Raw genomic sequence first — 20,617 nt, forward strand, 5'->3', positions numbered from 1 at the left:
GTGGCGTTCACCGAGCGGCTCCGGCGGCGGGTAACAGCGACGCTTCGCCGACACCGTACAGCGGACCCGTGATGGGCGAGGTGAACACCAGGCAGAGGTCATGTACGCCGGCCTGCTTCGCGAGTGCGCCCTGCAGCGCGAACGTGTCCTGCCCACCGGTGGGCAGCGGCAACGTGGCGATCGTCTTGCCTTTGCAGCTATCCATGCGAACCACCAGTTCGCCTTGCGGCGTGGTCGCCTTGTGCGCGACAACCAGTTTTGCGTCGTGCGCAAGCTGGTAGTTGCGCGGCAGGCGTGCGGTCTCCACGCGGATGGCATTGATGCCGTCCAGCTTCGCCGCCCGATACATGCGGCAATTGTCGAACACGTTGATGAGATAGCTCGGCGTCATGCTGGTGGCGTCCGGCGTGGGCTGCACGCGCAGGCGGAAATCGCTGCCCGGGCAATTCTCCAGCTCGCCGCTGCTGCGACTGCGCAATGAAGCTATATCGAGCACACGTTTGCGTGGCGCCGCCAGTGGTGTGCCGTCGGCAGCCAATGTCACGGCCTTCACCGTCACCGGCAGTTTCACCATCAAGGGATCGACGTACAGCGGCGAACTGGCCGTCGGCGTGCTGCCGTCGGTGGTGTAGTGCAGGTTGCCGTAACGAGCCTGATTGGAGAGCGATACGGTGGCCTGTCCGCTGCTGATCGCCGCGTTGCGGTCAACCTCGATGGACGTGGCGAAAGCACTGTCCGCATAGGCGATGTCCTGCGCGCGGTAACGGGCCAGTTGCGTGGGCAGGCGGTCGAGGAAGCCGTGCCAGTCGCGCGACGCCACCGGCGTCCAAGCTGCCTCGGCTAGTGCATCCATGCGCGGGAACACCGCATGCTCGATGTGGCGAAGGGTCGGCATATGCTCGGTCCACATGTTGGCCTGCATGCCCAGCACGTGCTTCGCCTGCGTGGCATCCAGTTCCTTCGGCACCGCCTCGAACGCGTAGACGCTTTCCAGCGACATCGACGGCAGGCGGCCGGTGGTTTCGTCGGCGCGATCGCTCTGCATCTGGTCCAGATACAACTGCGGCGCGGGCGCCAGCACCACGTCGTGCCCCTGCTTCGCTGCATCGACGGCGCCTTGCGTGCCGCGCCACGACATCACGGTGGCGCTGGCCGGAAGGCCTCCTTCGAGGATCTCGTCCCAACCAATCAGGCGTCGACCGTGCGCGGCGAGGTACTGGCCCATCTGTCCGATGAACCAGCTCTGCAATGCGTTTTCGTCCTTGATCTTCAGCGCGCGCATGCGCGCCTGCACAGCGGGCGAGGCCTGCCACTGATCCTTCACCGCTTCGTCGCCGCCCAGATGGATATAGGCGGACGGAAATAGCGCCATCACTTCGTCCAGCACATTCTGCAGGAAGTGCACGGTGTCATCGTCGACGTTGTAGAGGTACGGATTTACGCCCCAGTCCGGCGACACCGGTGGGCGCTTGCCGGTAACGCCCAGCGCCGGATACGACGCCACTGCGGCCTGTGCGTGGCCCGGCATGTCGATCTCGGGCACCACGATGATCTGGCGCTCGCTGGCATAGGCCACGAGGGCGCGAACCTGGTCTTGCGTATAGAAGCCGCCGTAGCGTGCGGACTCGCCGTCGCGCCCGGCATCGGGCGGCGTGCGCCACGCGCCGATGCGGGTCAGCTCGGGATAGCGCTTGATCTCGATGCGCCAGCCCTGGTCGTCCGTGAGATGCCAGTGCAGTACGTTGAGTTTGTGCTGCGCCATCTGGTCGATGATGGTGCGTACTTCGTCCGGTGTCTGGAAATGCCGTGCCGAATCGAGCATCAGGCCGCGCCATGCAAAACGAGGCTCGTCGCGTATATGCACCGCTTCCACGCGGACATCGCCGCTGCCGCGCGCAGGCGTCATCAACTGCCACGCCGTGATGGCGCCATAGAACAAACCAGCCTCTTCACGCGCCACGACGCGGATGCCCTGCGGCGTGACATCAAGCGTATAGCCCTCGGCATTTGCCACCGATGCCTGCGCGTCACGCTTGAGCACAATGGCCGCACCCTGCACCGGCGCATGCTTTACCTGCAGCTTCAGCTGGCGGGTACGTCCCAAGAGTGCCGCCAGATAGTCGGCGGTGTGCTGCGCCTGCACGTCGTCCGCGTCCACCACGATGGGGGTCTGCGCCGTTACGGCAAAGCCTTCGCCTGCGTAGGTGACCTGCGCTGGCAACGGAATGATGTCCACCTGGCTGGCACCGGCGCCATGGGCGAGCGTGGCAAGGCCGCACAAGGCGAGGCTTAAAACGTGGCGTGTCTTTCTCATCGGTTGTCTCGCGACTCCAGCGTCAATCGTGGGGAAGGCTGATGGCGAACAGGTACCACGCGTCGTGCGGCAACCACTGTTCTGTCCAGCGCCAGTCGTCGTCCTTGCCGGTCTGAGCGTAACCGAGGTCGAAGGCGATGCCCTCTTCATCGGACAGGCCGGCGGTGATGCCGTTGATGATCGCTCCGGGCGCGTTGGTGTACGCATAGGAGTCGAAGAACATGTACGGCGCATTGCCGTGTCCGCTCCCCATCAGCATGCTGCTGTCATACGGATTGCGGCCAAGGATCCAGTGCAGCTGGTTCCACGCATAGGCTTGCAGTCTGTTACGAAATGCAGCGTCATCGGCGTACAGCGGCGTGGCCAGCCTCGCGGCAGCGGCCAGCGAAGCGATCCGCGCATTCTCGCCCTGCCACCAGGGCGCGGCCTCGGTGTCATGCGGGAAGAAGAACGCCACGCGCACGCGGCCATCGCCACCGCGCACCAGCTGTCGCGCGTAACCGAAAGGGTTGGCTACTTCGCCGGTCATCGCCAGTTCGGCTTCCAGCGAGCGTCGCAGCACTTGGCGTACGTCTGCCTGACGGCTGGCGTCGGCGATCGAGGCGTATTCGACCAGCGCAATCACCGGCAGGCCAGCATCGGATGGATGGAAGAATGGACGCACGCCATCGTCGGCGCGCCAGTAATCACGATGACCGTCGTGGCTGATGAGTCGTGCCATCAGGTGTGCAGCACGAACATCCGCTGCCTTGCGCCATGCTTCGTCTTTCGTGGCGCGATACAGCTCGACTGCCGCGAGCAGCGCGCAGTAGTCATCGACGATGTTTTCCTTGCCGTCGTTGGTCAGCTCACGGTTGTGTGCATCGAGGAAGCGGTACGCCTCTTCAGCGACGCGCAAATAATCCTGCGAGGTGTAGTCACCTTCGACACCCGTGCTGCCCGCCAGCGCCAGCGCGGCGATCGCCATGCCGCCACCCGCACGGAAACTCGCCTCGTAGGCATGTGGCCCACGAGCCGGCTGGTCGACCCGCTCGGTGTGGTCACCTGGCTTGAGCTTGATCTGGGTGCGCCAGTTGGGATCACCGATATGGCGATCCTGCGGCAGCTTGCCCGCGCCGGATGCATCGATGGATTGATAGAACGAACCATCCGGACGCTTGTCGCGCACCAGGAAATCGGCGCCGAACAGCCCCTCGTCGAGCAGGCGGCGTTGGTATTCGCCAAAGTTGGGATCGTGCCGCGCGTCCAGCTGCTGCCAGCTGCGCAGCAGACTCCACGCCGCCAGCGGCAACTGCTGCGTGTTGAAATAACGGGTGAGGTTCTGGTGCGACAAATGGATGCCGTAGTCGCCAGTGGCGTCGTACCAGCCACCGTGGATATCGAGCCTGCCGGGCTGGCCATCGGGCCGCGCGAGACGGCGGTCCGCCTTGTCCAGCAGTCCGCTGGAGCGCTGTCCCTTGAAGTAGTAGATGACGTTGGAGAGCGTGTGGCGCTCCAGCACGTTGTCCTGCACGTCGAAGGTCGTTGACCGCGTGTCGCGGTCGCCTTCGCCCAGTTCGACGTAGTAGCGGCCCGATGTCTTCAGGCCGCTGAAATCGGCGACGGCATAGCTGTCATCACCCCATCGCGCGATTTTGGTGGCTGGCGAGAGCTCGCCTTGCCACACAAGCTTGCCGGTATCGGCATTCACCACGCGAAATTCGCGCGGTGACGCCCCCGGCTGACTCTTGACGACCGCCTGCTTGGGAGCCTGCGTGTCGTAACCCACTTGATCGATCAACACCTTCGATTCGGATGCGCTGTCCGTGTTCGCCATGAACACGAGCAGTGCGACCGCAAGATGGCGACATCGCTTCATGCCATCGACCTCATGCGCGGATCTGTTGCAAACCGCCGATGAAAAATCGGGCCCGGCAAAGGTGCCGGGCCCGTTGGCGGGGAGGTAGCCTTAAGTTAGAACTTGAAACGAAGGCTCAGGTAGTACTGGCGGCCGTTCACGTAGAACGCATACGGCTGCTTGCCGTAGCCCGGATTGACCGTGTAGTACTTGAGCGTCGGGTTGTTGAGGTTCATCGCATCCAGCGTGAGCGACATCCACGAGGTGATGTTGTAACCGAACGACGCCGCCAGGTTGGCGATGCCAGCCTGATAGAAGGTGTCGGTACGGCTTACACCCGCGTAGAACGACGAGCGGTAGGTGTAGCTGATGCGGGCGTTGAACATCTCGTTTTCGAAGTAACCGGAGAGGTTGTACGTGTTCTTCGAGGTGCCCTGCAGCGGCTTGCCGTCCTCCGCCGAACCGCTGGCGTAGGTGTAGTTGGTCTGCACACCGAAGTACTCGCCGATCGGCTGGATGTAGTTCAGCTCGACGCCCTTCACGTGACCGTCGACGTTGGTCGGTACGCTGACCTGGTACGTCGAGAAGACGTCGTGACCGGCCGTGTTGCTGGCCTGCTGGTCCTTGAACTGGATGTTCTCGTTACCGAAGTTGATGTAGTCGCTCAGCTGCATGTTGTACACGCCGGCCGACACGAGACCGCGTGGAGCGAAGTACCACTCCAGGCCGGCATCGAAGTTGGTCGAGATGAGCGGCTTCAGCTGCGGGTTGCCGCCGCTACCGGTGTGGGTCAGGTCGTCCAGCGAATACGAACCGGCCAGCGCCGAGTAGTCCGGGCGGGTCATCGTCTCTGAGGCGGCGAAGCGAGCCAGCACATCGTCCGTGATGTTGAACTTGAAGTTCACGCTCGGCAGGATTTTGTCGTAGCTGTGGTTGTACGTGTTGACGTAGTAGTCACCGAATGCCGAACCGGTGATCGGGCCGGCCGAGGTGTACTGCGACACCGCGCTGGAGTTGTAGTTGATGTCTTCCTTGGTATAGACGTAGCGGAAGCCTGCGTTGGCGCTCCAGCGGTCGCCGCCGAAGTTAGCCTGCAGGTACGCCGCCGTGTCCTTTTCGTTGACCTTGTAGATGTTCTGCCAGTTGAAGCGCGCCACCGGATCGCGGTTGGCGAACTGGGCATCGAACGCAGCCAGCGAACCCGGGCTGTAATACCAGGCCGGGCCCGGGCCATTCACGCCGAGGTCGCCGTTGAAGCCGCTCGGGTAGTTGGACCAGGTGGTCGGGTAATTGGCCGGATTGGTCCAGTCGCCCGTCGGGCCCTGACCGATGTCGGTCTTGTTCTCACGCGTGTGGTCGGAATAACGCACACCGAAATCGAGCGTGTTGAGGAAGAACGGCGAATTGTCCAGAGCCCACTCGCCGTCGGCCTGGTAGAAGTCTTCCTTGTCCTTGACGTGGATGTTCTGGTCGCCAAAGATCCAGCCGGCCGAGGGAATGATGCCCGACGGCGTGGTGTTGTCGCCGCCGACGGTCCAGTTGGTCGGCTGACCCGTGCCACGCATGCCCCAGCTTGCACCGGCGCCCGCACCAAAGCCCACTTCGCTCACGTCCTGACGATCGCTGTTGCCCTTGCCCTGCGTGGTGCCAACCTGGCCGGTGAAGGTCAGGTGGTCGGTGGCGCGCCACTCGGCATCAAGGGTGGTGTACGCAGAGGACGACGAAGCACCCGGACGGGAGATCTGGTCGTAGACGCCATACGGGGTGGTGCTGCCCGGCTGCGGCGCAAAGGACGCATTGGAGAGCACGTTGCCCTTCACGACGTAGCCCGGCTGCAGGCCAGCGCCGCCCGGCACGAACTGACTGGTCCACAGCATGTAGTTGCGGTTGTAGTTGTCGGCTTCGAGCTTGGAATAGAAGCTGTTGAGGTTCAGCGTCAGGTTGTCGAGCGGCTTCCACTCGATGTCGACCGTACCGCCCTTGCGCGTGCGCGTCTGGGTGAACAGGGTCTGGCCGATCAGGTTCGGGTAATAAACGCCCGCCAGATCGGGATGAGCTACTGCGATGGGATCGGCGGCGCCGATCTTGTTGTAACCACCCACGATTTCCTGGCCATCGCGCTGCAGGCTGCGCTTCTCGTAGAAGCCCTGCGCCATCACGCCGAAGGTATTGTCGTCGGTCTTCCAGTTGACCAGGCCGTTGAACTGCGGCTTGGTGTCGCCCGGCAGGTCGGCATAGACGCCACCGATGGAGCCCTGCGCGGTGAGCTGCTGGGAGAACTCCAGCGGCTTGCGGGTGATGATGTCGACCGTACCGGCACTGCCGCCTTCCTGCAGCTTGGCCTCGGAAGACTTGTGCACGACCACTTCGCTGACCACTTCTGCCGGCAGCAGGCTGTAGCTCACGCTACGACCGACCGTCTGCACCTGGCTCAGCACGAACCAGTCGCCGGTACCAACGGTGTGACCGTTGACCAGGGTCTGGGTCATGCTCGGGTTGGTGCCACGCAGGCTGACGCGATCGTTCTCGTCGAAGCCGCCTTCGCTGGCGCTCGACGAGCTGATGTTGACGCCCGGCAGACGCTGCAGCGTGTCGGCCACGTTCTTGGCCGGCAGCTTGCCGATGTCTTCTGCGGTGATGATTTCAACGTGCGAATCGGCAGCCTTCTTGAGGTTCAGCGACTCGGCTTCCGAATCGCGGATGCCGACGACGGTGACGGTGCCGAGCTCTTTGGCGTTCTTTTCGGACGCGGTCTGGGCAGTGTTCTGGCCGGTGGCGGCAGGACCCGACTGCGGGGCCTGGGCGTCGTCGGCGGCGTAGACGGAGCCGGACAGACACAGGCCGGCGATGATGCTTGCTGATAGCAGAGTTTTGCGATGTGACATGGTTTCCTCCCCTCGAAGGCGTTTCTGCAGCGGATGTATGTGGGTCGTCCGGCTGCGACGTGGCTGTCTGGGCTTGCGCCCGGTTCAATGAACGGTGCTACGTGTGCTACTGCGGTGTTGCGTTCTCCCCCGGCCTTGCTTGCTGACCATCCAGGTACATGCCGGCCGCGCCGATCACACCTAGTTGGCCGTGTTCCATCAGTCGTACGGGAACTTGCTGCAGGAAGGCGCGCATCACGCCCTTGTTGAAGAAGCGCTGGCGGAAATTGCTTGCCAGCAACACGTCGCGGATCTGCGGCAGGATGCCGCCAGCCAGAAACACGCCGCCGCGCGCGCCGTACAACAGCGCCAGGTCACCCACGAAGCTGCCCAGCAGACTGCAAAACACTTCCAGCGCCTCCACTGCCGCAGCATCGCTGCGGTCCAGCGCCGCCTGCGTCACCTGACTGGGCAGGTTCAACAGCGGCGCCTGGTCGCGCAGTGCGCACAGCGCCCGATAGAGATTGAGCAGGCCAGGGCCCGACAGCGCGTGCTCGAACGAAACGTAGGCGCGGTCGCGCGCCAGATAGCGGAGGATCTCGATCTCGAGCTCGTTGCCCGGCGCCAGTGCGATCTGACCAGCCTCGGTCGGCAGCACCGTCGCGTGTGGCTTGCCCGGCAACAGCACGGCCGAACCCAGGCCGGTGCCCGGGCCCATCACCAGCACCGGGCCTTTCGCCAGCGGCACCTCGGTTTCGATCACCGGCGTGGTGTCTGCCTGGCTCAGGAACTGCGTGGCATAAGCCACGGCTTCGAAATCGTTGATGACGGCGAGCTGGTCGATTCCCAGGCTGTCGCGGATGTCACGGATGGACACCGGCCAGGGCAAGTTGTCGTTGACGATGGCGTCGCCCAACACGTAGCCCGCGCTGGCCACCGCGCAACCATTCACGTGAACCGTGCGGTCGAGCTGGCTGACAAAGTCCTTCAACACCGCGGTGAGGCTGGGCCAATCGGCGCAGGCATAGCGGTGGTACTGCAGCACTGTCACCGGCCGAATGCCGTCAGGCTGCTGGCTCACCAGACCAATGCGCGCATGCGTCCCGCCGACGTCAGCCGCCAGGAACACGGCTTCTTGCGCCGAAAGCCCACGCATGCTGCGGCTAACCCCTTCGCCCACTGCGATCCCCTCGTCATCCCTTCGTCACGTTCTTGTGAAACGCGACCCCATTTTGGCCGGAGTCTGGTAATGACTGACAACGTTGTCAATAACTTGCCTCAATGTCCGTAGGACATCCGCTGCTGCAGGGCAGCAGTCGCTATAACCGCTGGGTTATGAGAGCAGTCGACGGTGGTCAATATATTCTTATAATTCAATGAATTGAATTTCAAATTCAAGCGACCGCAAACCTACCGCATCGCGCCACACGCCGGTGACCCACGGCCTGTCGGAATGGCCAATTAGCGGTTCACACCGGGTGGCCAGCGGGCCTTCTGGCGGCCTGTTGCCGGTCTCAGGCCGAGACTAATTGACAACGTTGCTAGGCCGTTCTGTCCCGCGGTCAAAGGCGTGCGAATGACCTGTTATTGCGTGAGCGCGCCCCACGCGCGGACGCGCCATGGCGACGTCACCTCTCGGCCACGCTTTCACCGGGGTGGGCTGTTCGCGCGCGGGGCACACTCCTACAGTGGTCCTCCCTTTGGACGCACGCCCCACCAGAGCCCTCGCCATTTCCCATGGAAACATCCGATCGCGCCGCAACGCCGTGCAGCACCTCATGCCCCTGAGCCATAACCTGCAAACGGAAGCGCTGTCCGAAGACGCGCTGCTGCTGCGCTTTGGCGAAACGATCGAACCCTCGCTCAACGCTCGTGTGCATGCGGCAGCGCTGCAATTGCAGGCGCATCTCCCTGGCATCGAATGCGTACCCGCGTATGCCAGCCTGCTGCTGCGTTTCGATCCAACGCAATGGCGCGGCCAGAATGATTCATCGCCGCATGAGCGCTTGCGCGACGCGGCGATGCGCATCCTCCGGGACCCGCCAGAGACCACGGACGACACGCGCGAAGTAGTGATACCTGTGCGCTATGGCGACGCTTCAGGGCCGGACCTGGCAACCGTCGCCGCGCATGTCGGCCTGTCAGCGGATGAGGTCATCGACCGTCACAGCGCCGCGTTATATCGCGTTGCCATGCTCGGATTCGCGCCCGGCTTTCCTTATCTGCTTGGACTGGATCCAACGCTGGCGATGCCGCGCCGGGCCGATCCACGCATGAGCGTACCTGCCGGCAGCGTGGCCATCGGTGGCAACCAGACCGGCATCTATCCGCAGGCGCTGCCAGGGGGCTGGCAGTTGATCGGCCGCACACCGCTGGCGTTGTTCGATCTGCGCGCCGCCGAACCGTCGCTGCTGCGACCGGGTGACCGCGTACGCTTTCGCGCCATCGACCAGCGCGAATACGACCGACTCATGGCGACGGCGAACTGACGATGCGTGTGATCGTGCTGAAGCCCGGACTGCTGACCAGCCTGCAAGACAACGGGCGTCCCGGTCATGCCGCGCTGGGTGTGGGGCGCGCCGGCGCCATGGACTGGCCCGCATGGCGCCTGGGCAACGCGCTGGTGGGCAACACCCACGACGAGGCCGCGCTCGAATTCACCCTGCTCGGTCCCACCCTGCGTTTCGAGCAGGCGGCGGTGGTCGCCCTGACCGGCGCGAATGTTGACGCCCGCGTTGGCCAGCGGTCCCTGCCCGGCTGGACCTGTTGCGTCCTGCCCGCGGGCAGCGTGCTGCAGCTGGGCGGCATGCAACGAGGTTGTCGCGGCTACCTGGCCGTGCGCGGCGGGTTTGCGGTATCGCCGGTACTTGGCAGCCGCAGCAGCGATCTGCATGCACGCATCGGTCCATTTGAGGGCCGCTCATTGCAGGCCAATGATGAGCTCATCATCGGCCATCGTGACCCATGGCCATGGCAGCGACCCGTGCAAGAGCCGCTGGCGTTGCGCTGGGGTCTCGATCCGCAGCCTTGGTCGGACGATGCGGCCCCGCCGCTGGCCATGCTGCGTGGTCATCACTTTGAGCAGCTTGACCAAGCGTCGCAGCGCGACCTGTTCGCCGCGCGGTTCCTTGTGAGCAAGGACAGCAACCGCACCGCCAGCCGTCTGGATGGCCATCGCCTTGCGTTGCAGCAGCCGATGGAACTGATCTCGGAGGCGACCCTGCCGGGCACGGTGCAGTTGCCGCCTTCGGGGCAACCCATCGTGTTGCAGGCGGAAGCGCCGGTCACCGGCGGATATCCCCGCATTGGCCAGCTTGCGGCGGTGGATCTGCCCAGGCTCGCCCAGCGCCGCCCGGGCGATACCGTATGCTTCCGGGAAACCTCGCTGGACGAGGCCATGCAACGACTGACCAACCGCCAGCAACGACTGCAGCGCTTGCTTCAACGCATCGAACAACGTCTGGATTCCGCATGACTGAAGCCACCATCAAGACCATAGACATCAACAGCGATCTGGGCGAATCCTTCGGCGCATGGCGCATGGGCGACGACGCCGCGCTGCTTGCCCTGGTCAGCTCGGCGAACATCGCCTGCGGCTTTCATGGCGGGGACCCGGACATCATGCGGGGCACCGTAGCCTTGGCCGTGCAGCACGAAGTGGCGATCGGCGCGCACGTCTCGCTGCCCGACCTGCAGGGCTTTGGCCGCCGCGAGATGGCAGTGACGCCCAACGAGGTCTACGCCATGACGCTGTATCAGATGGGCGCCTTGCACGGTTTCGCGCAGGCCGCGGGCACTCGCCTGCGCCACGTGAAGGCACACGGCGCGCTCTACAACATGGCTGCTCGTGATATCCGGCTGGCCGATGCCATCGCTCGGGCTGCACGTGATTTCGATCCAGGCTTGCGGCTGTTCGGCCTTGCGGGCTCCGCACTCATCGACGCAGGTCGCGCCGCCGGACTGGCCGTTGTCGCCGAGGCGTTCGCCGACCGCCGTTATCGTTCCGATGGCTCGCTGCAACCACGCCGCGAAGCGGACGCGGTGATCAGCGAAAGCGACGAAGCCATCGCGCAAGCCATGGCGATGGTGCGCGAGGGAAGAGTGCGCGCCGTGGACGGAGATATCGTCGAACTGAAGGCCGATACGCTGTGCGTGCATGGCGATGGCGCACATGCCGTCGCCTTCGCCCGCCAGCTCCGCGCGGCGCTCGAAGCGGCCAATATCAGCGTCTGCGCCCCGCACGCACGCGGTGGGCACGCATGAACTATTGGCCGTTGCTTGGCGTGGCAGTGATCGTGATCGGCTTCGCTCTGCGCTTCAACGCGGTACCGGTGGTGGTGTGCGCCGCGATGGTCAGCGGCTTGCTGGCTGGGCTGCACGTTCCGGAACTATTGGCCCTGCTTGGCAAGAGTTTTGTCTCCTCGCGCATGCTGTTGATGTTCGTACTTACCCTGCCGGCCATCGGCTTGCTCGAACATGCCGGCCTGCGCGAACACGCGCAACGTTGGATGGCGCGACTGCGTGGCATGACGCTCGCGCGGCTGCTGATCGGCTACCTGTTTGTACGCGAGCTGCTGGCGATGGTCGGTCTCATGGGTGTCGCCGGACACGCGCAGACCGTACGCCCGTTGCTGGCGCCGATGAGTGAAGCGGCCGCGGAGAAGATCCTCCCGCTGGACGACGCTGATCGCGATGAACTGCGCGCCGTCGCCGCCGCCACCGACAACGTCGGGCGCTTCTTCGGCGAAGACGTATTTATTGCGCTGGGCGCCGTGCTGCTTATCCAGGGTTTCTATGCGCAACACGGCATCGAACTGACGCCACTGTCGATCGCGCTGTGGGCGCTACCCACGGCCATCGCCGCGTTCGTTATCCAGTCGGTGCGAATCTGGCTGTATCAGCGGCGACTGCAACGTCGCGCGCAGCGCCTGCTTGATGGAAGGACCGGCTAAGCATGCTGCGCATCGAGTACGCCTACTGGCTGATCGCCGCCTTTCTGATTTACACATCGTGGCGCAACCTGCGCGAAGGACAGGGCTGGCGTGCCGCGTTCTGGCTGCTGCTGGGCCTGCTGTTTGCCGGCGGCGACTATGTGTTGGCGCAACAGGCGGCCGGCCAGCGCTTGCCGGCGCAGATCGCGGGCGCCATGGTGATTGCGCTGGCCTTGCTCGCGCCAACACTGCGGCGGCACGCGCATCGCGAAAGCGCGAGCGCCGAGCAGCGGTTCGCGTCGGCGGTCCGGCTCGGCCACAAGCTGTTCGTGCCTGCCCTGCTTATCCCGCTGGTGACCTTGCTGGTCGCGCTGTTCGGCGCTCATCTCTACATCGCCGGCCATGCCGTGTTCGCCGCACCGCAGATGACCCTGACCGGGCTGGCGCTGGCCTGCGTCGTGGCGTTGATCGCTGCAGCATCGGTGGCACGCGCGCCGCTGCACCAGGGGCTGGCCGAAGGCCGGCGACTGCTCGACGCGATCGGCTGGGCGGCCTTGCTGCCACTGCTGTTGGCCGCGCTTGGCGAGGTGTTCACGCAGAGCGGCGTGGGCGCCGCCATCTCCGCGCTGGCCAGCGCCATCCTGCCCGAGGGCAGCGCGTTCGCCTGCCTGCTGGTATTCGCGCTTGGGATGGTGCTGTTCACCGTGATCATGGGCAACGCATTCGCGGCGTTCCCGGTAATGATGGCCGGCATCGGTCTGCCGCTGCTGGTGCACCAGTACGGCGCCAACCCGGCGATCCTCGGCTCCATGGGCATGCTGTGCGGCTACTGCGGCACCTTGCTCACACCGATGGCGGCCGACTACAACCTGGTCCCGGCGGCACTACTGGAACTGCGCAATCCGTACGCAGTCATCCGCGCGCAATTCTGGAGCGCGGTCGCCATTTTCGTCTCCACCTTCGTGATGATGTGGCTGCTGGTGTTTCGCTGAGCATCCCTAGAGAACTGCTATGAGCAAGACCCCGCGCATCCTGCTGACCGGCTTCACCCCTTTCGGCGACGAGGACATCAATCCCTCGTGGGAAGCCGTGCGCGTACTGCACGACCAGTGCATTGGCGGCCATCGCGTGGTGGCGCACCTGCTGCCGACCGCATTCGACGAATCGCGCCGCGAGTTGGAACGGGTGGTTCGCGAGATCCAGCCGTCCATCCTGCTCGGTGTCGGCCAGGCCGGCGGGCGCAGCCGGCTGTCGATCGAGCGGGTGGCGGTCAACGTGCAGGATGCGCGCCTTCCAGACAACGCTGGCGCGCAGCCCATCGACGAAGCGGTGCTTGCGGGCGGCCCGGCGGCGTACTTCAGCACGCTGCCGATCAAGGCCATGCTCGCCGCCCTGCAGGCCAAAGGCATCCCCGCCGAAATCTCCAACACCGCGGGCACCTATGTCTGCAATCACATCGCCTACCTCATGCTGCATCTGGCCGCGAAGCAATCCGGCGCACGCGCGGGCTTCATCCATATCCCGTATCTGCCATCACAGGCGGCGCGCTTTCCCAACATGCCAAGCATGGCCGGAGAGGACGTGGTGCGCGGCCTGACCCTGGCCTTGACCGTTGCCGCCACGCAGCTGGTCGATGACAGGCTGGGCGCGGGCACCCTGGACTGACCAGCCATACGGTGCCTGGCGCCGGGCGGCGCGCTTCCCTCGGCACCCATTGGCGCGCATGCTGCTCGCCAGCCAGCCTCTGAATGACTCACCCGAGGGCTGACGCTGACCCGTTCTCGGTCCGGATGTGGACTTTTATGATAACGTTGTCATCGTCATTTTCGTGATGTGAAACAACAGCTTGCCGGCCCGTTCAAGCACCCTTGTGATGGCGCCGGTTGATGCAGTGCAACACATTGTTATGGTTGGCTTTTTGAGCGTTACCTGCACGCTCCCCTCGGGATGGAAAAGAGGCCGCGCCACCGCCGTTGTCCACTTCATCGTGCGGTTGCCATGGGAGTCCATCCGTGGCTCGTACAAGCCAACAATTGACAACGTTGCTAGTTAGCTCGATAAAGACTTATTCGGGGGAATCGGGCCGTTGCGGCCCACCAGTCAAAGGCAATCCGCGGGGAGTCCTCAACACCATGTCGTCCACAACGCTTGCCGCCGGCGAAACGCGCCATTCCAGCGTCGTACCGATGCTCATCATCGGCGTACTGTTCTTCATCTTCGGCTTCGTGACCTGGCTCAACGGTCCGCTGATCACGTTCGTGAAGCTGGCTTTCAACCTAGATGACGTAGACGCCTTCCTGGTGCCTCGTGTGTTCTACTTTTCCTACTTCGTGTTGGCCATTCCGTCATCGTTCGTGCTTCGTCGCACCGGGATGAAAAAGGGCATGGGCCTCGGCCTTTTCGTGATGGCCATCGGCGCGGCGTTGTTCGGCCAGTTCGTCAGCATGCGCGTGTTCTATCCAGCGTTGGCCGGACTCTTCGTGATCGGCGCGGGCTTGGCCCTGCTGCAGACGGCCTCCAACCCGTATATCAGTATTCTGGGCCCCATCGAGAGCGCGGCAACTCGCATCGCGTTCATGGGCATCTGCAACAAGGTAGCGGGCGCGCTGGCGCCCTTGGTGTTTGGCGCACTGGTCCTGTCGGGCATCGATACCTTCGATCAGCAAGTTAAGGCCGCGCCCACGCCGGAAGCGAGCGAGGCGCTGCTCAATGCGTTCGCCGCCAAGATCCATATGCCATACATGATCATGGCCGGACTGCTGGTGCTACTAGCGATCTGGGTGGTGCGTTCGCCGCTGCCGGAGATCAAGGCGTCGGGTGCCAACAGCGAGGCGGAGATCGGCCACGACAAGGGCGGCATCTTCAGCTTCCCTCACCTGTGGTTGGGCGTGCTGTGCCTGTTCCTCTATGTGGGCGTGGAAGTGATGGCGGGCGATGCCATCGGCACATATGGCCGGGGTTTTGGCCTGCCGCTTGCTGAAACCACGCACTTCACGTCATTCACTCTTGTCGCCATGCTCGTTGGCTATCTGGCCGGGCTAGTGCTGATTCCGCGTTTCATCTCGCAGCAGAGCTATCTGGCTGTCTCGGCTGTGCTAGGCGTGCTGTTCACCCTTGGCGCCTACTTCACGCACGGCTATGCCTCGGTGGCTTTCGTAGCCGCGCTGGGCTTTGCCAACGCGATGATGTGGCCAGCCATCTTCCCGCTGGCCATTCACGGCCTGGGTCGCCTCACTGAGCGCGGCTCGGCACTGTTGATCATGGCTATTGTCGGCGGCGGCCTGGTACCACAACTGTTTGCCGAGCTGAAACAGCACTTCAACTTCCAGCTGGTATTCATGGCGCTGATGATTCCCTGCTATCTGTACATCCTTTATTACGGCGTGAGGGGCCATCGCGTAGGCCAGCACGCGCCTTGAGCCACACGGCGCGTATACCGCGCTGACCGCCGAGTCGCACGCCGCTGGGCTACGATGCCCCTTTCAGTTCTGCTGGAGTTCCCACGTTGCGCAACCCCACCATCAAGGACGTCGCCAAGCGTTCGGGCGTTTCGCTCAAGACCGTGTCGCGCGTGATCAACCACGAAGCCTCGGTGCGCGCCGACACGCGTGAAAAGGTCGAACGTGCGATCGAGGCACTGGGCTACCAGCCCAACCCATCGGCACGCGGCCTGCGCAGCGCGCACGCGTATGCGATCGGCCTGGTCTACGACAACCCCAACGCTCACTACGTCATCAGCTTGCAGGACGGCGTGTTGTCGGCCTGCCGCGAGCGTGGCTTCGGCCTGCTGATCCATCCCTGCGATTCGTCCTCTCCCGACCTGGCAACGGAACTGTGTTCGCTGGTCGAGCGCAACCGCCTCGCCGGCCTGGTGCTGGCGCCGCCGATGTCCGAGCAGACAGACCTCATCGCCACGCTGACGGAAAACAACGTCTGCTTCGTGCGCATCATCTCCTCGCGCGAAGATCCGCACGATGGCGCGCCTTGCGTCTACATCGACGACCGTAGTGCGGCGTATGCGATCACCGAACACCTGATTCAGATGGGCCACAAGCGCATCGGCTTCCTGTGGGGCGAACCGCATCACCGCTCCAGCCCGGAGCGTTACCAGGGTTATGCCGATGCGCTGAAGGACTACGGCCTGCCGCTCGACAAGAAACTGGTATTGCCTGGCCGCTATGCGTTCGACGACGGTTTCCGTGGCGCGCGCAAGCTGCTCGCGCTGAAGGATCCACCGACCGCCATCTTCGGCAGCAACGACGAGATCGCCGCCGGCGTGCTGGCCGCCGCCCGTTCCAGTGGTCTGGATGTGCCGTGGAATCTTTCCATTGCCGGCTTCGAGGACAGCCCGTTCTCCAAGCAGGCGTGGCCGGCGCTCACCACCGCGCGCCAGTCCACCAGCGACATTGCCCGCCATGCCGCGCTGCAGCTGATGGCCGAATTGCAGCGCAAGGCCGGTGTGTCGGTCGATATGCCGCATAGCGAATGTTTTGTCCCTGAACTGGTCGTGCGCGGCTCCACCGCACCACCGCAAACCCCGGCGCCCCGCAAGGGCTGAGGTCGCGCACCTTGGCTCCGCGGCGTGCGCCTCTGTACGCCACTGAGATGACGATGAAAGAAGCCAGCTCCACCCTGATGTACCGCGAGGCCCATGAAACGGCCGCCGTGGTCGAGCGCCAGCTGCGCGAGAACGCGCAGATCCTGAAGACGCTCGGCGAGCGGCTGCGGGCCACGCCACCCCGCTTCATCGTCACCTGCGCGCGCGGCAGTTCCGATCATGCCGCGGCCTATGCCAAGTATGTGTTCGAAACCCGGCTGGGCCTGATCACCGCGTCGGCCTCGCCGTCAATCTCCTCCATCTACGACGCCGACCTGCATCTGGACGGCGCCTTGTTCGTGGCCATCTCGCAGTCTGGCAAGAGCCCGGACCTGCTGCGCAGCGCGCAGGCCGCGAAGGATGCTGGCGCCCACGTGCTCGCGCTGGTGAACGTGGAAGACTCGCCGCTGGCGAAGATGGCCGACACCTTCGTGCCGCTGCGCGCTGGCCCCGAACTAAGCGTGGCCGCCACCAAGAGTTACCTCGCTACGCTGGCGGCGATCCTTCAGCTCACCGCACACTGGAGTAACGACGACGCGCTGCACGCAGCGATAGCGCGTCTGCCCGACGACCTTCGTCGTGGCTGGGACAGCGACTGGAGCGCACTTGTCGACGGCCTGCGCGATGCGCGCAACCTGTTCGTGGTGGGACGCGGCTTCGGCTTCGGCGCGGCGCTGGAAGCGGCGCTCAAGCTCAAGGAAACCTGCGGACTGCACGCCGAGGCGTTCAGCGCGGCGGAAGTGAAGCACGGCCCGATGGCCCTGGTGGGAGACGGCTTCCCGGTGCTGTTCTTCGCGCAGGACGACGGCACGCTGGACAACACGCTGGCCGTGGCGCACGAGTTCCGCGCCCGTGGCGCGCGCGTATTCGTGGCCGCGCCCGGTAACGGCGAGCCCGACATGCTGCCGCTGCCGGCCGATATCGCGCCCATCGTGACGCCGCTACTGACGGTACAGAGTTTCTATCGTGCGGCCAGCGCGCTGGCGCTGGCGCGGGGTTACGACCCGGACGTGCCGCCGCATCTGCGCAAAGTGACGGAGACGATGTGATGACCGCACCACTCACCGCGCTCATCAACGGTCGCGTGCTTACCGACCACGGCCCGCAGCAAGGGCTGGTGGTGCTGGTGCGCGGTGAACGCATCGAGGCAATCACGCACGCCGGCGATCCGCGTGTGGCCGGCGCACAAACGCACGATCTCAAGGGTCGCCTGCTGCTGCCGGGCTTCATCGATGTGCAGGTCAACGGCGGTGGTGGCGTGCTGTTCAATGCGGAACCGACGGTGGAAGCGCTAGCCACGATCAGCGCCGCGCATCGCAAGTTCGGCACCACCGGCTTCCTGCCCACGCTGATCACCGACACCGCCGAAGTGATGCGCAAGGCACTCGATGCCGTCGATGCCGCCATCGAACATGGCGTGCCGGGCGTGCTCGGCATTCATCTGGAAGGCCCTTTCCTCGCCGCCGCGCGCAAGGGCATCCACGATGCCAGCCTGTTCCGCCTGCCAAATGCAGACGACATCACCGCCATCACGCGCAACCGTCGCGGCGTGGTGATGCTCACGCTGGCAGTGGAAGAAGTGCAGCTGGACACCATTCGCCAGCTCAGTGAAGCAGGCGTGCTGGTGGTGGCCGGCCACACCGCCGCCAACTACGCCACCACGCGCGCCGCACTCGATGCCGGCGTGTGCGGCTTCACCCATCTCTACAACGCGATGACGCCACTGGGCAGTCGCGAGCCCGGCGTGGTCGGCGCCGCGCTGGATGATCCACACAGCTGGTGCGGCCTGATCGTCGACGGCCACCATGTGCATCCGGTAGCGCTGCGCGTGGCGATTGCCGCCAAGGCGCGCGGCAAAAGCGTGCTGGTGACCGACGCGATGCCGCCCGTGGGCGCGGACAACCCCGAATACGTGCTCAACGGCCAGACCATTGTCGTCCGCGACGGCATCTGCCAGAGCGATGCCGGAGTACTCGCCGGCTCGGCGCTGGACATGGCCACCGGTGTGCGCAATCTCGTGAACATGGTCGGCCTGCCGCTGGCCGAAGCCTCACGCATGGCCAGTGCGTATCCCGCCGCGTGGCTTGGGCTGGATCGCACGCATGGCCGGCTTGTGGCGGGCCAGCATGCAGATTTCGCCGTGCTGGACGATGCGCTGGTCACGCAGGAGACGTGGGTCAGCGGTGTGCGCTACCAGGCGTGACACTTCTCCCTCTCCCCTTTGGGGAGAGGGCTGGGGTGAGGGGTCAATCTTGCGACGACGATTCGTCAGAGCCTGCTTCGTAGCAACTTCACCGCAAGCACACACCCCTCACCTCAATCCTCTCTACCACGGGGAGAGGAGGTCAAAGCAACGCCACCAGATGGCGACGTCGCCTCGTACAGAGTCACTGATACACGTGCAGCCGATCGAAGATCCACGCGTGATACGACTTCACCAGCTCCGGCTGCGCGCAATCGGTGTACAGGCCATTGCAGCGCGTACGCAGCGCAATCGCCGCCGAGAAGTACGGATCGGTCGGCAGGTCCGCCGCCTGCAGCACCATGCTGGGTAGCAGTGCGATGTCGAGCAACGGATAGCGCGGCAGCGGCGCACCCTTGAAGTTGCTCTTGATCATGTAATACGTGAGGTAATCCTTGTACTGCGCCAGCTCGGGCGACCAGGTGCGCGGCATGTCGCGGATCAGTCCGCTGAAGGACGGCTGGTGATCGCCGAAGTGCACGATCACGGTCGGCTGCGTGCGATCGAGGAAGTCGTGCTCCAGCCCGCGCATCGCCACGTCGGAGTTGTGCAGGTTCGACAGGTAAGTGTTGAAGTTGATCGACTCGCGTGACGGCAAGCCCTTGAGCACACCCTTGTTGAATGGCGGCGGCAGCACGGATAGAGGATCGGTGTCGTGCGGCCCATGCTGGGCCAGCGTCAGGATCATCACGAACACCGGCTGGCCCGGCTTCCTCACCTTGTCGTAGACGCGCTTGGCCGCTGCAAACATCTGCGCGTCGGTCTCTTCCCATTCTTCCAGGCCCAGCTGGCCGGCGTCGTAGAACTGGTCGAAGCCGTAGGCCGTATATGCATTGCGGCCATTGAGGAAGCTGCCGTTGGTCGGATAGATCGCCACCGTGAGATAGCCCAACCGTTGCAGCTGACGCGGCAGGCTGTCCTGTACATGCGGCGCCAGCACGTAGGGCGCATACATGCCGCCAGGGCCGAAGATGTCCTGCGGCATGCCGGTAAGCGTGGCAAATTCGCTCACCCACGTGCCACCGCCAAAGGTGTGTACGCGCATCGGGCCGGTGGCGCGGGTACGCGCGTCGACCTTGAACATGCCTACGCGGCACTCAGGAATGTTGCACTGGGTGAAGTTGGACGGGTTGAAGGTGCTCTCTTCCAGCACCTGCACGATGTCCGGATAACTTTCCGGCGCACGCGGCGTAGCTGCTGGCTCGCCCGCCGCGGTGGCGCCCCACTCCTGCTCGGCCACGCTCTCGTCGCCCATGTCGGGCATACGGACGTCCGAGTCGCTGAAGTTGACGAAGAAGTTGGTGATCTGTGCGTCGTCGGAGAGTTTCTCCCACACATTTCTCGCATGCACTTCGGCGAATGGCCCGTTCGGCAGCAGGCAAACCCAGAACGCCAGCGCCCACAACGCCACGCCGCCCACGCGCGTCATCAGCGCGCGGCTACGGCTCAGGTGCGCGAGCACGCGACGATCCCAGCGCCACACAGCCCATAGCAACAGCGGCGTCACCACGCCCACCAGCAGGCACAGGCCCCACAGGTGCGGGTAATGCCCCAGCGTTTCCAGCAGGCTGCTGCGAGCGTAGTAGATGAAATCCGCGGGCATCAGCGGCGAATCGAGATAGCGCAGCTTGAGCACGGACAGGAAGTTGAGTCCGAGGAACAGGCCGCCGCTCACCACCAGCGCGGTCGCCGGACGCGCGAAGGCGAACAGCAGCATGCCGAACGCGCACACCATCAGCGCAATCACGAAGGCCTGCTGCAGCAGGTCTGGCTCACGCAAGGCGGTCATGCTCACGCAGAACAGGAAGAACCCGGCCGCGCATAGCCATGGC

General features: G+C 64.4%; 15 protein-coding genes. 10 read left to right on the forward strand and 5 right to left on the reverse strand.

Going from position 1 to position 20,617, the window contains the following annotated elements; translation table 11 throughout:
• Nucleotides 1-7 precede the first annotated feature (7 nt).
• From AC3CBN_RS03700 to glk, 4 genes are all read right to left on the reverse strand, one after another.
• The gene (locus AC3CBN_RS03700; RefSeq protein WP_488635471.1) at nucleotides 8-2,314 is read right to left on the reverse strand and encodes a family 20 glycosylhydrolase; all 2,307 of its coding nucleotides are present in this window, start codon (nucleotides 2,312-2,314) and stop codon (nucleotides 8-10) included.
• A 22-nt stretch (nucleotides 2,315-2,336) separates the two neighbouring features.
• Nucleotides 2,337-4,172, reverse strand: a complete 1,836-nt coding sequence (locus AC3CBN_RS03705; RefSeq protein ID WP_488635472.1) for a glycoside hydrolase family 9 protein — start codon at nucleotides 4,170-4,172, stop codon at nucleotides 2,337-2,339.
• A gap of 95 nt (nucleotides 4,173-4,267) precedes the next feature.
• Nucleotides 4,268-7,036, reverse strand: a complete 2,769-nt coding sequence (locus AC3CBN_RS03710; protein WP_488635473.1) for a TonB-dependent receptor — start codon at nucleotides 7,034-7,036, stop codon at nucleotides 4,268-4,270.
• Between the two features lie 106 nt (nucleotides 7,037-7,142).
• Nucleotides 7,143-8,171: a glucokinase gene (glk, locus tag AC3CBN_RS03715; RefSeq protein WP_488635474.1), complete on the reverse strand. Its 1,029-nt coding sequence runs from the start codon at nucleotides 8,169-8,171 to the stop codon at nucleotides 7,143-7,145.
• 622 nt (nucleotides 8,172-8,793) lie between these two features.
• Between glk and pxpB the strand changes: the two genes are divergently transcribed.
• The 10 genes from pxpB (at nucleotide 8,794) to nagA (ending at nucleotide 18,746) form a co-directional block, all read left to right on the forward strand.
• Nucleotides 8,794-9,504, forward strand: a complete 711-nt coding sequence (pxpB, locus tag AC3CBN_RS03720; RefSeq protein ID WP_488635475.1) for a 5-oxoprolinase subunit PxpB — start codon at nucleotides 8,794-8,796, stop codon at nucleotides 9,502-9,504.
• Nucleotides 9,505-9,506: 2 nt separating this feature from the next.
• Nucleotides 9,507-10,490 carry a 5-oxoprolinase subunit C family protein gene (locus AC3CBN_RS03725; RefSeq protein WP_488635476.1) on the forward strand — a complete coding sequence of 328 codons (984 nt, stop codon included), beginning with the start codon at nucleotides 9,507-9,509 and terminating at the stop codon, nucleotides 10,488-10,490.
• Entirely contained in the window at nucleotides 10,487-11,278 is a 792-nt protein-coding gene (locus AC3CBN_RS03730) for a LamB/YcsF family protein (protein WP_488635477.1), read from the forward strand. The genes AC3CBN_RS03725 and AC3CBN_RS03730 overlap by 4 nt, the downstream gene beginning before the upstream one ends.
• A complete protein-coding gene (locus tag AC3CBN_RS03735; RefSeq protein WP_488635478.1) occupies nucleotides 11,275-11,967 on the forward strand; it encodes a DUF969 domain-containing protein in 693 nt (230 codons plus the stop codon). Before AC3CBN_RS03730 ends, AC3CBN_RS03735 begins: the two co-directional genes overlap by 4 nt.
• 2 nt (nucleotides 11,968-11,969) lie before the next feature.
• Nucleotides 11,970-12,938 (forward strand): 5-oxoproline transporter, DUF979 family subunit, encoded by a 969-nt coding sequence (locus AC3CBN_RS03740; protein ID WP_488635479.1) that lies wholly within the window; start codon nucleotides 11,970-11,972, stop codon nucleotides 12,936-12,938.
• A gap of 19 nt (nucleotides 12,939-12,957) precedes the next feature.
• A complete protein-coding gene (pcp, locus tag AC3CBN_RS03745; protein WP_488635480.1) occupies nucleotides 12,958-13,611 on the forward strand; it encodes a pyroglutamyl-peptidase I in 654 nt (217 codons plus the stop codon).
• Between the two features lie 467 nt (nucleotides 13,612-14,078).
• On the forward strand, nucleotides 14,079-15,365 hold the full coding sequence (locus tag AC3CBN_RS03750) for a sugar MFS transporter (protein ID WP_488635481.1): 1,287 nt from the start codon (nucleotides 14,079-14,081) through the stop codon (nucleotides 15,363-15,365).
• Nucleotides 15,366-15,451: 86 nt separating this feature from the next.
• Nucleotides 15,452-16,504 (forward strand): LacI family DNA-binding transcriptional regulator, encoded by a 1,053-nt coding sequence (locus tag AC3CBN_RS03755; RefSeq protein WP_488635482.1) that lies wholly within the window; start codon nucleotides 15,452-15,454, stop codon nucleotides 16,502-16,504.
• A 47-nt stretch (nucleotides 16,505-16,551) separates the two neighbouring features.
• Nucleotides 16,552-17,592 (forward strand): SIS domain-containing protein, encoded by a 1,041-nt coding sequence (locus AC3CBN_RS03760; RefSeq protein WP_488635483.1) that lies wholly within the window; start codon nucleotides 16,552-16,554, stop codon nucleotides 17,590-17,592.
• Nucleotides 17,592-18,746 carry an N-acetylglucosamine-6-phosphate deacetylase gene (gene nagA, locus AC3CBN_RS03765; protein ID WP_488635484.1) on the forward strand — a complete coding sequence of 385 codons (1,155 nt, stop codon included), beginning with the start codon at nucleotides 17,592-17,594 and terminating at the stop codon, nucleotides 18,744-18,746. The genes AC3CBN_RS03760 and nagA overlap by 1 nt, the downstream gene beginning before the upstream one ends.
• 184 nt (nucleotides 18,747-18,930) lie before the next feature.
• Here the strand turns inward: nagA and AC3CBN_RS03770 are convergent, their stop codons facing one another.
• Nucleotides 18,931-20,574 carry an LTA synthase family protein gene (locus AC3CBN_RS03770; protein WP_488635485.1) on the reverse strand — a complete coding sequence of 548 codons (1,644 nt, stop codon included), beginning with the start codon at nucleotides 20,572-20,574 and terminating at the stop codon, nucleotides 18,931-18,933.
• Nucleotides 20,575-20,617 lie beyond the last annotated feature (43 nt).

It is taken from the genome of Dyella sp. OK584, assembly GCF_057787755.1.

Bases quoted from the DNA above. Each gene is read 5' to 3' on its own strand.
- AC3CBN_RS03700 (WP_488635471.1), bottom strand. From the start codon at position 2,314: ATGAGAAAGACACGCCACGTTTTAAGCCTCGCCTTGTGCGGCCTTGCC.
- AC3CBN_RS03705 (WP_488635472.1), bottom strand. From the start codon at position 4,172: ATGAAGCGATGTCGCCATCTTGCGGTCGCACTGCTCGTGTTCATGGCG.
- AC3CBN_RS03710 (WP_488635473.1), bottom strand. From the start codon at position 7,036: ATGTCACATCGCAAAACTCTGCTATCAGCAAGCATCATCGCCGGCCTG.
- glk (WP_488635474.1), bottom strand. From the start codon at position 8,171: ATGCGTGGGCTTTCGGCGCAAGAAGCCGTGTTCCTGGCGGCTGACGTC.
- pxpB (WP_488635475.1), top strand. From the start codon at position 8,794: ATGCCCCTGAGCCATAACCTGCAAACGGAAGCGCTGTCCGAAGACGCG.
- AC3CBN_RS03725 (WP_488635476.1), top strand. From the start codon at position 9,507: ATGCGTGTGATCGTGCTGAAGCCCGGACTGCTGACCAGCCTGCAAGAC.
- AC3CBN_RS03730 (WP_488635477.1), top strand. From the start codon at position 10,487: ATGACTGAAGCCACCATCAAGACCATAGACATCAACAGCGATCTGGGC.
- AC3CBN_RS03735 (WP_488635478.1), top strand. From the start codon at position 11,275: ATGAACTATTGGCCGTTGCTTGGCGTGGCAGTGATCGTGATCGGCTTC.
- AC3CBN_RS03740 (WP_488635479.1), top strand. From the start codon at position 11,970: ATGCTGCGCATCGAGTACGCCTACTGGCTGATCGCCGCCTTTCTGATT.
- pcp (WP_488635480.1), top strand. From the start codon at position 12,958: ATGAGCAAGACCCCGCGCATCCTGCTGACCGGCTTCACCCCTTTCGGC.
- AC3CBN_RS03750 (WP_488635481.1), top strand. From the start codon at position 14,079: ATGTCGTCCACAACGCTTGCCGCCGGCGAAACGCGCCATTCCAGCGTC.
- AC3CBN_RS03760 (WP_488635483.1), top strand. From the start codon at position 16,552: ATGACGATGAAAGAAGCCAGCTCCACCCTGATGTACCGCGAGGCCCAT.
- nagA (WP_488635484.1), top strand. From the start codon at position 17,592: ATGACCGCACCACTCACCGCGCTCATCAACGGTCGCGTGCTTACCGAC.
- AC3CBN_RS03770 (WP_488635485.1), bottom strand. From the start codon at position 20,574: ATGACCGCCTTGCGTGAGCCAGACCTGCTGCAGCAGGCCTTCGTGATT.